Origin of the sequence: Mycolicibacter sp. MU0083, assembly GCF_963378075.1 — a bacterium.
GTDB lineage: Bacteria > Actinomycetota > Actinomycetes > Mycobacteriales > Mycobacteriaceae > Mycobacterium > Mycobacterium kokjensenii.
This window is the reverse complement of sequence record NZ_OY726394.1, coordinates 1,729,774-1,742,474: the sequence shown is the minus strand read 5'-3', so window position 1 is coordinate 1,742,474 and position 12,701 is coordinate 1,729,774. Positions and strand designations below refer to the sequence as shown.

Below are 12,701 nucleotides of genomic sequence, written 5' to 3'. Positions count from 1 at the left end.
GGTAATGCCACCAACTAAACATGTGGAGCCAACTGTTCTGGGACGCCTACACCAGCTTGAAGCACGCTCCGTCATACGAATACGATCCAAGGCATGTCGAGGTTCTTCGCGACTCAGGCCAACTGTTACTACTGGGAGAGTCGTTCAATCGGGTCGCTGGCAACAGAACGCCAATGAAGGCGATCGCCAGCAGTCACCGCACACAGCACCTCAAGCAGAGAATTCAAGAGCCCGCTGCTGCAAGCTAGACCCGGCGTCCGACACCGAGGCGCTGCCGCCTCCATGCAGCTGACCACGAACGCCAGCTGCGCCGAAGTCCCACCGGGGACGGCAAACACCTTCCGCCGCAACACCTTCGGATGCAGCTTGGACGGAAGGCCACCAGCCACCATGATATCGACCGTCTCGGCGTCGCCAGCACCGCGGACGAATCGGTGTACCGGCCCGTTGCCACCTCGCCTCCGGCTTGCGCAGGTCAATCTCTCAGGTCGTCGTTGCCACACTCAGGAGTGACATGTACAAATCACGGTTCAGCGAGTGTACAGTTCACGGTGTGGAGGTATCCGTGACCGAGTTGCGCGCGCACCTTAGCGATTGGCTCGATCGAGTTCGGGCTGGTGGTGAGGTCGTCATCACCGACCGCGGGATTCCGGTCGCGCGACTCGCTGCGCTGGACAGCGCAGGCACCTTGGAGCGTCTCACGGCCGAAGGCGTGATTGGCAGGGCCACCGCGCAGCGGCCCGTCGCTGCGGGACGGTCCCGGCCCAGGCCGCGGCGGCCGGTGTCTGACCAGGTCAGCGACCAGCGGCGCTGACCGGTGCCGCTCGTCTACTTCGACGCCAGCGCCTTCGTCAAACTTCTCACCACCGAGACAGGGAGCTCGCTGGCGTCCGCGCTATGGGACGGCTGCGACGCCGCATTGTCCAGCCGTCTGGCCTACCCCGAAGTCCGCGCCGCACTCGCTGCAGCAGCCCGCAATCACGACCTAACTGAATCCGAGCTCGCCGCTGCCGAGCGTGACTGGGAGGACTTCTGGGCCGCCACCCGCCCAGTCGAACTCACCGCGACAATTGAACAGCACGCCGGCCGCCTCGCCCGCGCCCATGCCTTGCGCGGAGCCGACGCTGTCCATCTGGCCAGCGCGTTGGCAGTCGGCGACCCCGGCCTGATCGTCGCCGTTTGGGACCGACGCCTGCACGCCGGAGCCCAAGCCGCCGGGTGCCGACTCGCCCCCGCCCAACTCGACCGCTAATCCGACCGCTCGACGTCAGAGGTGGGTCGACCCCGGCATGGATGACGATCAGGTACCGATTCGCCAGGTCAGAACCCGTGTCGTAAGTGGCCAAGTCCCCCCTCGGACACATCACTGAGGAAAGCGATATGCACCCTTGCGATCATTTCCGCGCCGATCGAATGCGTTGAGCGGCGACGCCGCGATGAACTGACAGCACTCACCGGTCAAGCTGCCACGTCCGGATTCGTACCGACACCGACAACGACAGGTCTACGGGCCGTCGGTCAATGCAGCCCCGTGCCACCGCGCGAACACGTCGGGATGGGCACGCCGCTTGGCCTTCCACATGTTCTCGCCGTAAGTTCCGTACAGCCGATTGTTGACATCGTGGCTGATCGGCCTGGCTTCGGCGGCAAGATCGGGTGGTAGCGCAAGCGTAGGAACGACACCATCGAGTGCCGGGCCAAAAAAGTATGGGATCGAGATTCGTGCCGGCGCAGACACCGGGGCCACCACACGATGCGGAGTGGCACGAAGATAACCGCCCGTCGAGACCTCCAGCAGCTCGCCGATATTGACGATGAACGCACCGTCCAACGGTGGCGCGTCCAGCCATTGGCCGTCGAGGTCCTGCACCTGCAGTCCCGTCGAATCGTGCTGCAGGCTCAGCAGCGTCATGACGCCCGGATCCTTGTGTGCGCCCACGCCCTGATCACCGGAGACATGCGCGGGTCGCCGTGGATAGTGGATCAGCTTCATCAGCGAGGCGGGCTCTGTGCCGAACGCGGAGTCGAAGACCCCTGCCGGCGCCCCCAGAGATTGGGCCCAGCGCTGCAACAACTCTCGCGAAATCGCGTTCATCTCGCGTTGATAGCGAACGATCAGTTCCGGCATCGCGGGGATCGCTGCGGGCCACTGGTTGGGCCCACGCAGCCACTGCGGGCCGACGGGTCCGTCGACGGCGTCCGCCTCGGGGCCGAAGTCGATCTGTTCACGCCAGTCCACCTCCCCATTGGTCAGTTCACCGCCGACCCTTGAGTAGCCGCGAAAGTGTGGACTGCGTGCAAGTTCGATCGCCTGCTTGTCCTGGTCGGGCAGGGCAAAGAATTCTCTCGCCATGCCATGCAGGTCGCTGACCAACTCTTCGGAGACACCGTGGCCGACAAGATAGAAGAAGCCCGCGGTATGGGTGACCTCCCGAAGCCTGATGCGCTCAGCGGGGCGGTCGAGGAGTGAAAAGTCTACGACCGGCAGCACAGGATGGCCTCCAGCCCGGTCACCGCTTGGTGGCGATGTAGTAGTAGTTCGACGGATCCTGCTCGATCTCGGTGCACTCGACGTCGACGAAGCCGGCGTCGGCCAGCATCGACATGGCGAGTTGGCGACCCCACATGGTGCCCAGCCCGGCACCGTTCAAGGCCAATGAGACAGGCATGCAGTGCATCAACGAGACCGTGTAACGGTAGGTGTTGCTAGGGACACCGATGTTCTCTTCGAGATGGCTTGATGCCCGAGCATCCGCCATCAAGAAGATGCCCCCGGGCCGCAGACACCGATAGATGTTCTCCAGCACCCGCGCCGGGTGTGCCTGATCGTGTATGGCATCGAACGCGGTCACGACGTCGTACCGCGACGCGGCATCGAACGTCGTCAGGTCTTCGGCCTCGAACGTCACATTGGTCAGTCCCCGCTGGTTCGCCTCCCGTATCGCCCGCTCGATGCCCTCCGACGAGATGTCGATGCCGGTGAATCGACTGTTGGGGAACGCCTGTCCCATCACGTTGACGGCATGGCCGCTGCCGCAGCCGATGTCGGCCACATCCGTACCTTCGCGGAGCCGTTGCGGCAGTCCGTCGACCAGGGGAAGGACGACGTCGATGAGCGCCGTATCGAACACTTCGCCGCTGCGTTCCGCCATCACGGTATGGAAGCGGGGATAGTCGCTGTAGGGCAGCCCGCCCCCGCGGCGGAAACAGGCCAACACCTTCTGTTCGACTTCGCCCAGGAGTGCGATGTACTGCGCGACGCGCGCCAGGTTGGCGGACCCCGCGGCACGGGTCAGCACCGCAGCGTGGTGCGTCGGCAACCGATACGTCGCCGTCTCGGCGTCGTAGTCGACGACGCCGGCCACCACCGTGCCACCCAACCATTCACGGACGTAGCGTTCGTCGAGTCCGGCGGACTCGGCGATCTGCGCGCTGGTCGCCGGCGCGGAGAGGTCGGCTAGTACGTCGAACAAGCCGCTTTGATGCCCGAGACTGAGCAGCAGTGTGAGCCCGGCGGCGTCCAACGCATCGGTGACGCGATCGGCGAAAGCCGTTACCTCCGGAGACGGCTCGCCCGGCAACTGTTGGTCCACTGGTCTGGTCACCGCGCTCCTCGAATCCACTGTGTCACTCGGCGCGGCCGATGACGGTCGACACAGGCAGACTCGCCCGCCTCAACCGGCCGCGCATCTAGGATACTAGCGGTATCCTAGGCAGGACGTGCGGCCGGATAATTCGCTGCCGACTCTGGCTTGCCGGCGACCAGACGATCTACGGACAGGAGGCTCCGGTGCAGGACACCACGACCTCCGCACAACGGGCTCACTCCGTGATACGCGCGGGCGTTCTCAGCGGTGAATTCCCCGCCGGGACCATGCTCAGCGAGTCCGCCCTGGCCTCGTCGATGTCTATGAGCCGAACACCGGTACGTGCGGCCCTGGGCCGCTTGCAAGACGAAGGCCTGGTGCGGATCTACCCCAAGCGCGGTGCGCTGGTGTGCGAGTTGGGCGTCGACGAGATGCGCGAATCAGACCAAGTGCGGCATGCGTTCGAGTGCGCCGGCGTACAACTCGGCGATCCCGAAGCACGCAATCTCTTGGGGCGACGGCTTCGGACGAACCTTGATGGGCAAGAGGACGCCCTGCGCCGGCGCGACTATCCGGGCTTCGCGACGTTGGCCATGCAGTTTCACCGCGCCTTTGTGGAGCTCACGAACAACGCCACGATGCTGGCGTTCTACGACCGCCTGCAAGATCGCCAATACCTGTCGATCGTCCGTAGTCCGACGGTCAGCGGGGACCCCGAACTCGTGCTGGACGAGCATCGAAACCTACTGTGCGATGCCGAGGCCGGGGATTGGACGACCTTCGCAACACGACTCCGCGAACACCAATCACGCGGCAACCACATCGCCTAGCGCACCGACGGCAGCGCCCGGGCCGTCGCCTACCGGGCTATCGACACCAGCCGCGGATACAGGATCGCCGGACCGAGCCACCGGGCGATGAAGCGGCGCAGTTCCGCCCCCTCGCGCCGGCGCTGCCCGGGATCGGTCAGCAGCGATTGCACGGTGCGCAGGGTCATTTCGGCGAGTTCGTGCAGTTCGGCGGCACCGAACCCGTGCAGTCGCCAGTCGACGTCGAGGCGGTCGAAGACCGACAGGCAGAAGGCGATCGCCGTGTCGGAGGTCAGCGAGGCGACGGCGTCGCCGTCCTCGCGGCGGGTCAGCAGCGTCTCCAGTTGTGGGTCACCGGCGAGCCTCTCGACTCCGAACGACAGGCATTCGACCAGCGCGGTGACCGGGTCGCCGAGTCCGGCGGCGTGTTCGACGACCTGGTCGATGAACCCGTTGACCGCGCGCATGGAGCTGGCGATCAGCAGCGCGTCGGCATTGGGAAAGTAGCGGTACACCGTCTGGCGCGTGACACCGAGCCGGCGAGCCACGTCGGCGAGGCGTATCGCCGGCCCGCGCTCGGCGACCTCGTCGTCCACGGCCGACAGGATCCGCGCGATCGCCTCGTCGTCGGTGGCCGGCGTGACCCCCGCCCAGCCCCGGCTACGCATCCGTGGCCACCGCCCTCGCACTGCTGAATTCGATCGTCAGCGTGGTGGGGCCGGTCATGCCCAGCAGGGGTTTCCACGGCGCCGGGCCGACACGCTCGGCGACGGGAAGCCGACGGGTGAGTACGGTCAGCGCCTCGGCCAGCTCACGCCGCGCCAGGTTCGCCCCCAGGCAGTAGTGCGCGCCGCCGCCGAACGTCAGGATGGGCGGCAGGTCGGTGCGGGTGATGTCGAATCGATCGGCATCGGCGTAGATCGCCGGATCGCGGTTGGCGGCAAAGGTGTTCGCGAGCACGAATGTGCCCGCCGGGAACAGGTAGCCGCCGAATTCGACGTCCACCAGGGCGGTCCGCGGCACGATACTGGCCGCCGGCGAATGGCGCATGCTCTCCTCGACCGCCTGCATCGCGAGTTCCGGATGCTCGCGCAGCATCGCCCATTGATCGGGATGGTCGCAGAGCACCTGCACCGACGCGGCCAACTGGTTGCGGGTGGTATCGGTGCCCGCCATCAGGAAACCGGCCACCAGCATGCGCAGTTCGTCGAGGTCGAGACGATCCCCTTCGTTCTCGGCGCGGATGAGCTCGGAGAGCAGATCATCGGTCAGGTCGTCTCGGCGGGCGGCGACCATGTCGTCGACGTATGCGTCGAGCTCGCCCCAGGCCCGCATGATCGCCTGTTCGTCGAAGGTGACATCCGGCTGAAAGTTGAAGGCCTTGAAGACCTCCGCGGTCCAGTCGGCGAACAGCTGCCAGTCCTCGCGCGGTGCACCGAGCAGGGCGCAGATGACCGGGGTGGGATAGGGCCGGGCGATATCGGTCACGACGTCGCAGCGTCCCGCATCCACCACCTGATCGATCAGCCCGTCGATCACCTCGTGGATGGTGTCGTGCAGTCCCGCCGTGGCGCGGGGCGTGAACGCCTTGGCGACCAGTTTGCGCAACCGGGTGTGCGGCGGACCGTCCAGACCCAGCAGGCTGCTCTCCAACTTGTCGAACAGCGGTCCAGACGTGATGCCCTGCGCCGCCAGCGTGATACCGGAGGGCAGACGGAACCTGTTGTCGCGCAGAATTTCCCGAGCCAGATCGTAGGACAGGATCTCCGGGCCGAGGGGTCCGATGGCGATCGGCGCGCATGCCTGCGCCGCCCGGACATCGGCCAAGATGTCGTGCGGCGCGGCCTCGAGGCCGTACTCCAGGGTGGGCAGATCGGCCTCGAAGACGTTGGGTAAGACACTCTGCACGGTCATCGATGCCTCGGCTTCCGTCGCTACCCGCACGGGTGTTGCTCATCGGACGTTTCAACGCAAAGCGTATGATCATCCGGAAAGATCAGTCAAGGATCCGACGTAGATTCCGTAGAAAGACGGCCGACCACCGGTAAGTGGTCATACGTTCTTCAATGATTCGTCGCAGTGCCCATCCCCGCCCGTGAAAGCCGGCTATCCGCCCGCGCTCTTGGCTCGCAGACTGGGCAGCAACACGTCGTCGACCATGATCCGGACCGTTTCGGCGGTCGGCGGCCGGTCGGATACCAGCGCCCGGAACACCAGGTAGCCCGCCAGCAGATCGAAGATCTCGTCGTCGATCGCGCAGGCCGCGATCTCGCCGCGCGTGACGGCATCGGCCAGCACGTTGTCGATCACCACTTTGCGCTGCAGCACGAACTTCTGCCGCATCACCTCTTGCAGCGCCGGACTGTGCGACATCTCGTTGAGCACCGCACGCATGGTGCGCATGTGCTCCAGCGCCTGCTCACAGGTCGACAGGCCGATCGCCATCAGATCCCCGCGCAGCGACCCGGTGTCGGGCGGACTGGCCGTGGACCGGGTGCCCTCGATGAACGCGGCGAGCACCAGGTCGGCTTTGGTGGGCCAGCGCCGATACACGGTGGCCTTACTGGCCTTGGCCCGCGTCGCCACGGCTTCGACACTGAAGCGGTCATAGCCGCGTTCCTGCAGCAGCTCGAGTGTGATCGCCAGCAGTTCGGACTCCCGCTCACTCCACGGGCAGTCCAAGCAGTCCTCAGCGTCGTCAGCCATCAGTCCCTTACCTACCACAGCGGTGCAGCCCCGCAGCAGAGTCGTTCGCCCCTAACATCAACCAGGTTGCGATAGCGGCGTACGGTACCGTACCGTTCTCTCTTACGGGATGTTTTCACCGTACGCCATCGGTGATCGTCCGCGGGGCGTCGGAGGGCTTTGTTGTGAGCAGGCTTTCACTGACCAAACTGATTCGTCGGCAATGGGTGGCGATCGTGGTGATCGTGGTGGTCGCCCTGGTCGGGTTCAGCGTCGACCGGTTGCGCGGCTACTTCGGCTCCCACAACGAAATCTCCCGGCCCGGCTCGGAAGCCCTGGAGAACACCGGATACAACCCCAAGCACGTGTTCTTCGAGGTGTTCGGGACGCCCGGGTCGGTAGCCACGATCAACTATCTGGATATCGACGCCCAACCCCAACGCGTCGAGCAGGTCCCGCTGCCGTGGTCGCAGACGCTGACCACCGACGAGCCGACGATGTATGCCGACCTGCGCGCACAGGGTGACGGCGACACCATCGGCTGCCGCATCACCGTCAACGGAATCGTCAAGGACGAGAGGTCTTCGGACAACGTGAACGGCTACATCTCCTGCTTGGACAAGACCGCATGAGCGAACACCGCACCGCTCCCCCGTCCGACGGCCCGTTGGTGGCCCGGGCCATCCACAAACTCGCGTTGCCGATCCTGCTCGTCTGGATCGCGATCGCCGCGATCACCAACACCGTTGCGCCCCAACTCGAAGTAGTCGGCTGGGAACGCTCGGTGGGGCAGAACGCCCCGGATGCCCCGGGCATTCTCGCGATGCGCCACATCGGCGAGGTCTTCGACGAATTCGACTCCGACAGTGCGGCGATGCTCGTGCTGGAAGGCGATGAGGTGCTGGGTCCCGACGCCCACACCTACTACGACGGCCTGGTCAAGAAACTCCGGGAGGACACCGAGCACGTCGAGCACGTCCAGGACTTCTGGGGCGACCCGCTGACCGCCGGCGGCTCGCAGAGCAAAGACGGCAAAGCCGCGCTGACACAGATCTATCTGCGCGGCAACCAGGGCGAGGCGATGTCGAACGAATCCGTCGACGCCGTCCGTGAGATCGTGGCCGCCAACCCGCCGCCGGCCGGACTCCACGCCTACATCACCGGCGCGTCGCCACTGGTGACCGACAACTTCGAAGTCGGCAGCGAGGGCACCAACGAGGTCACCGCCGTCACCTTCCTGGTGATCGGCCTGATGCTGCTGTTCGTCTACCGCTCCCTGACGACCATGGTGATCGTGTTGCTGGCCGTCGCCGTCGAGCTCGCGGCGGCCCGCGGCCTGGTCGCGGTGCTGGCCCACTCCGGCGTGATCGGCCTGTCCACCTATGCGACGAACCTGTTGACGCTCTTGGCGATTGCCGCCGGAACCGACTACGCGATCTTCGTCGTCGGGCGCTATCAGGAGGCCCGCGGCAAGGGCATGGAACGCCTGGAGGCCTACTACGACATGTGGCGCGGCACCGTGCACGTCATGGTCGGATCCGGCCTGACCATCGCCGGTGCGGTCGCATGCATGGGCCTGACCCGGCTCCCCTACTTCCAGACCCTCGGGATACCCGCCGCCATCGGTGTGCTGGTCACGCTGGCCGCCGCGCTCACGCTGGGTCCCGCGGTGCTGTTGATCGCCACCCGGTTCGGGCTGATGGAACCCAAGGTCGCGCAACGGACGCGGGGTTGGCGGCGGATCGGCACGACGATCGTGCGCTGGCCCGGACCGATCCTGGTGGTCACCATGGCAGTCGCGTTCATCGGCTTGCTGGCGTTGCCCGGCTTGCACACCAGCTTCGACAACCGGCCCTACATTCCCGCCAGCGCACCCGGTGTCATCGGCATGGAGGCGGCCGAAAGGCATTTCACCGAGGCCCGGATCAACCCCGAACTGGTGATGATCGAGACCGATCACGACATGCGCAATCCCGCCGACATGCTGATTCTGGAGCGGGCGGCCAAGGCGGTGCTCCACACGCCGGGAATCGCGCTGGTGCAGTCGATCACCCGGCCGCTCGGGACACCGATCACGCACAGCTCGATTCCGTTCCAGATCAGTGCCTCCAGCGCCAGCCAGATCATGAACCTGGACTATCAGAAGGCCCGGGCCAACGACCTGCTCAAGCAGGCCGGCGAGATCGACAACACCATCGCGGTGCTCCGCCAGCAGCTCGACCTGCAGCGACAGAGCGCCGCCGCCACCCACGAACAGACCCGGGCGTTCCACGACACCGTCGAGACCGTCAACGATCTGCGGGACAAGCTCGCCGACTTCGACGACCAGTTCCGCCCGATGCGCAACTACTTCTACTGGGAACCGCACTGCTTCGACATTCCGATGTGTTGGGCGTTGCGGTCGGTGTTCGACTCCCTCGACGGGATAGCCGAACTGTCCGAGAAGTTCAGCACCATCACCGCCAGCCTCGACACCCTCGATGCCCTGCAGCCGCAGCTGGTCGAGTTGTTGCCGCCGCAGATCGCGATTCAGGAGCGCAACCGCGACCTGACACTGTCGAACTTCGCGACCACCGGGGGCATCAACTCGCAGAGCGAAGAGGCCTTGAACAACGCCACCGCAATGGGCAAGGCGTTCGACGACGCCAAGAACGACGACACGTTCTACCTGCCGCCGGAGGCCTTCGACAACGACGACTTCAAGCGCGGACTCAAGCTGTTCCTGTCGCCGGACGGCCACGCCGCCCGGATGATCGTCACCCATCAGGGGAATCCGGCCGACCCCCAGGCGATTCCGCACATCGATGCGATCAAGGAAGCGGTGTTCGACGCCCTCAAGGCGACCCCGATGTCGGACGCGAAGATCTACGTGGCGGGTATCGGCGCCACCAACAAGGACATCCAGGAGGGGATGAAGTACGACCTGATGATCTCGGCGTTGGCCGCGGTCGCACTCATCCTGTTGATCATGGTGATCGTGACCCGCAGCCTGGTCGCCGCGATCGTGATCGTCGGCACCGTCGTCCTGTCCCTGGGGGCGTCGGTGGGCCTGTCGGTCCTGGTGTGGCAGTACATCTTCGGGATTCACCTGTTCTGGGTCGTGGTGCCGCTGGCCATCATCCTGCTGTTGGCGGTGGGAGCGGACTACAACCTGCTGCTGGTGTCGCGGTTCAAGGAGGAGCTGCATGCCGGCCTGAACACCGGGATCATCCGGTCGATGGGCGGCACCGGCTCGGTGGTCACCGCCGCCGGTCTGGTGTTCTCGGCGACGATGTGTGCCTTCATCTTCAGCGATCTGGTGATCCTCGGTCAGATCGGCACCACCATCGGCATGGGGCTGTTGTTCGACACGTTGATCGTGCGGTCGTTCATGACGCCGTCCATCGCCGCACTGCTGGGCAAGTGGTTCTGGTGGCCGCAGGTTGTCCGGCAGCGGCCGGTGCCCGCGAAGTGGCCCGAGGCCGTCGAATCGCAGCCCACCGAGGCGCTGTCGCACTGACGTCGTCCCGGACCCGGCCGTCGTAAGCTCGATGGGGAGATGACTCGCCCGGGTGCGTTCTTACCTCGGCCGGCGGCCCGCACGTTCCGAGACCGCGGTGACGCCGGTCGAGCCTTGGCGGGGTTGCTCCGCGATCGGCTGCCCGACACCGCGGGCGCCCCGCCACCACTGGTGCTGGGCCTGGCCCGCGGCGGGGTGCCGGTCGCCTGGGAGGTCGCCGCGGCGCTGCGGGCGCCGCTGGATGTGTTCGTGGTCCGCAAGCTCGGTGCTCCACGGCAGCCCGAGTTGGCGATGGGGGCGCTGGCCGGCGGGCGGGTGGTGCGCAACGACCGCGTCCTGGCCGAGCTGGGGATCGACGACGACGTGCTGCAGTCGGTGATCGACCGGGAGACCGCCGAACTGCGTCGTCGCGAACGTACCTACCGTGGCGCGCGAGCGCCCGCGGATCTGCACGGCCGGATGGTGATCCTGGTCGACGACGGGATTGCGACCGGGGCGAGCATGCTGGCCGCCCTGCGGGCCGTCCAGGCGGCCGATCCGCGGTCGGTCATCGTCGCGGTGCCGGTGGGCGCGCCGGCGGCCTGCCGCAGGATCGGGCAGGAAGCCGACGACATCGTCTGCGCGACGATGCCCACCCCGTTCGACGCGGTCGGCCAGGCCTATCTGGATTTCGAGCAAGTCGGCGACGCCGCAGTGCGCGACCTACTGGCCACCGCTGCCGCCGGTTGAACCCGGGATCACTCCGTCGGCTGCGCCGCGGTCTCCTCCGTGGTCGCGGTGTCGGCACCGGCGTCCGCGACCGTGTCGGTCACTGCGGCGGAGTCCGCTTCGGCCGCGTCGGCCGGGCTATCGGCGGCTTCCGTGGCTTCCGTGGTTTCGCTCTCGGCCGCGATGTCGAGGTCGTCGCCGGCCTCGGTGCTCTCAGCGCCCTCGTCGGCGTCCGAGTCCTCGGCGTCCTCGGCTGCGCTCGCCGGCAGGTTGGCCCGCCGTTCGCGCAACGCATCGACGATGAGCAGCAGCACCCCGAGCAGGCTCGCACCGACGCAGACCCAGGCCACCAACGCATTGCTGGTGACCACGGCGAAGACCAGTGCGGCGAGGCCAATGGCCGCCAACACCATCGCGATGATCAGCATCGATCCACCTCCAGTACGACGGCCGAACTACTCGATTCCGCCGGCCGGCGGGTCAGCTCCGACGGTCAGTTGCTGCCGCGGTTGAAATTGTTGAAGCCGCCGCCGTCACCGGGGGCACTGCTGTCCACCGGTGCCGCCGAACCCCGCTGACCCAATTCTTCGAGCTGGGATTCGAGGTAGGTCTTGAGCCGGGTGCGGTACTCGCGTTCGAAGGTGCGCAGCTGCTCGAGGCGACCCTCCAGCACGGTGCGCTGCTGGTTGATGGTGCCCATGATCTCCGAGTGCTTGCGTTCCGCATCGGCCTGCAGCGCGTCGGCCTTCTCCTGGGCTTGGCGCAGCTGGGTCTCCGAGCGCGTCTGCGCGTCGGTGAGCAGGGCGTCGGCCCGCTGACGGGCTTCGGCGACGGTCGTCTCGGCGGTCTGCCGCGCCTCGGTGAGGATCTGGTCGGCGTTGGCACGGGCGTCGGCCATGAGCTTCTCCGACTCGGCCCGGGCGGTGCCCGTCAACCGGTCGGCGGTGTCCTGGGCCAGGCTCAGCACCCGAGCGGCCTTGAGATGCTGCTCCTCCGCCGGCGGCTCCTGGGCGGCCGGCGCGGCGACCACCGGCTGCGGCGCGGCCACCGGCTCGGGGGCGGGCTCGTAGACCGGGATCGAGGGGGCGGCCTGCGCGGCGCCCCCGCCGGCACGAGCCGCAGCAAGCTCCTGGTCGAGCTCGCCGATCCGCTGACGCAGGTCGGTGTTCTCCTCGATGAGCCGGGTCAGCTCGCCCTCCACCAGATCCAGGAAGGCGTCGACCTCGTCTTCGTTGTAGCCGCGCTTGCCGATCGGCGGCTTACTGAACGCGACGTTGTGGACGTCAGCAGGTGTTAGTGGCATCGTCTGCCCCCTCAAGTCAGGTAGTTGGTAGCGCCGATCGGGTACGGGTAGTGCGACCGGGAATCACTAGCCGGGTTGTAACTGCCGTCCATCCTGTCACATCCGCCGCG

12 protein-coding genes and 1 pseudogene are annotated in these 12,701 nt (G+C 66.5%); 6 read left to right on the top strand and 7 right to left on the bottom strand.

What is annotated here, in order from left to right:
• The first annotated feature begins 359 nt into the window (after positions 1 to 359).
• Both RCP38_RS07995 and RCP38_RS07990 read left to right on the top strand, forming a co-directional pair.
• A pseudogene (locus RCP38_RS07995) lies at positions 360 to 814 on the top strand (type II toxin-antitoxin system Phd/YefM family antitoxin).
• Between the two features lie 3 nt (positions 815 to 817).
• Positions 818 to 1,252 (top strand): type II toxin-antitoxin system VapC family toxin, encoded by a 435-nt coding sequence (locus RCP38_RS07990; RefSeq protein ID WP_046286737.1) that lies wholly within the window; start codon positions 818 to 820, stop codon positions 1,250 to 1,252.
• A 252-nt stretch (positions 1,253 to 1,504) separates the two neighbouring features.
• Here the strand turns inward: RCP38_RS07990 and RCP38_RS07985 are convergent, their stop codons facing one another.
• On the bottom strand, positions 1,505 to 2,491 hold the full coding sequence (locus RCP38_RS07985) for an isopenicillin N synthase family dioxygenase (RefSeq protein WP_308476577.1): 987 nt from the start codon (positions 2,489 to 2,491) through the stop codon (positions 1,505 to 1,507).
• Positions 2,492 to 2,510: 19 nt separating this feature from the next.
• On the bottom strand, positions 2,511 to 3,581 hold the full coding sequence (locus RCP38_RS07980; RefSeq protein ID WP_308477121.1) for a class I SAM-dependent methyltransferase: 1,071 nt from the start codon (positions 3,579 to 3,581) through the stop codon (positions 2,511 to 2,513).
• Positions 3,582 to 3,790: 209 nt separating this feature from the next.
• Here RCP38_RS07980 and RCP38_RS07975 point away from each other — a divergent pair, with 209 nt between their 5' ends.
• Positions 3,791 to 4,417, top strand: coding sequence for a GntR family transcriptional regulator (locus RCP38_RS07975; protein WP_308476575.1), 627 nt, complete (start codon positions 3,791 to 3,793; stop codon positions 4,415 to 4,417).
• Between the two features lie 29 nt (positions 4,418 to 4,446).
• On the opposite strand, the gene RCP38_RS07970 is transcribed toward RCP38_RS07975, so the two are convergent.
• The 3 genes from RCP38_RS07970 to RCP38_RS07960 form a co-directional block, all read right to left on the bottom strand.
• Entirely contained in the window at positions 4,447 to 5,064 is a 618-nt protein-coding gene (locus RCP38_RS07970; protein WP_308476573.1) for a TetR/AcrR family transcriptional regulator, read from the bottom strand.
• Entirely contained in the window at positions 5,057 to 6,310 is a 1,254-nt protein-coding gene (locus RCP38_RS07965; protein WP_308477120.1) for a cytochrome P450, read from the bottom strand. The genes RCP38_RS07970 and RCP38_RS07965 overlap by 8 nt, the downstream gene beginning before the upstream one ends.
• Before the next feature lie 192 nt (positions 6,311 to 6,502).
• Positions 6,503 to 7,102 carry a TetR/AcrR family transcriptional regulator gene (locus RCP38_RS07960; RefSeq protein WP_308476571.1) on the bottom strand — a complete coding sequence of 200 codons (600 nt, stop codon included), beginning with the start codon at positions 7,100 to 7,102 and terminating at the stop codon, positions 6,503 to 6,505.
• 164 nt (positions 7,103 to 7,266) lie between these two features.
• Here RCP38_RS07960 and RCP38_RS07955 point away from each other — a divergent pair, with 164 nt between their 5' ends.
• From RCP38_RS07955 to RCP38_RS07945, 3 genes are read left to right on the top strand one after another with little or no spacing between them, the layout of a single operon-like run.
• Positions 7,267 to 7,713 carry an MmpS family transport accessory protein gene (locus tag RCP38_RS07955; protein ID WP_308476570.1) on the top strand — a complete coding sequence of 149 codons (447 nt, stop codon included), beginning with the start codon at positions 7,267 to 7,269 and terminating at the stop codon, positions 7,711 to 7,713.
• Positions 7,710 to 10,580 carry an MMPL/RND family transporter gene (locus RCP38_RS07950; RefSeq protein WP_308476568.1) on the top strand — a complete coding sequence of 957 codons (2,871 nt, stop codon included), beginning with the start codon at positions 7,710 to 7,712 and terminating at the stop codon, positions 10,578 to 10,580. Before RCP38_RS07955 ends, RCP38_RS07950 begins: the two co-directional genes overlap by 4 nt.
• A 39-nt stretch (positions 10,581 to 10,619) precedes the next feature.
• A complete protein-coding gene (locus RCP38_RS07945; RefSeq protein ID WP_308476566.1) occupies positions 10,620 to 11,309 on the top strand; it encodes a phosphoribosyltransferase in 690 nt (229 codons plus the stop codon).
• An 8-nt stretch (positions 11,310 to 11,317) separates the two neighbouring features.
• On the opposite strand, the gene RCP38_RS07940 is transcribed toward RCP38_RS07945, so the two are convergent.
• A complete protein-coding gene (locus tag RCP38_RS07940) occupies positions 11,318 to 11,716 on the bottom strand; it encodes a hypothetical protein (RefSeq protein WP_308476564.1) in 399 nt (132 codons plus the stop codon).
• A 65-nt stretch (positions 11,717 to 11,781) separates the two neighbouring features.
• Positions 11,782 to 12,591: a DivIVA-like cell division protein Wag31 gene (wag31, locus tag RCP38_RS07935; protein ID WP_308476562.1), complete on the bottom strand. Its 810-nt coding sequence runs from the start codon at positions 12,589 to 12,591 to the stop codon at positions 11,782 to 11,784.
• Between the last annotated feature and the right edge of the window lie 110 nt (positions 12,592 to 12,701).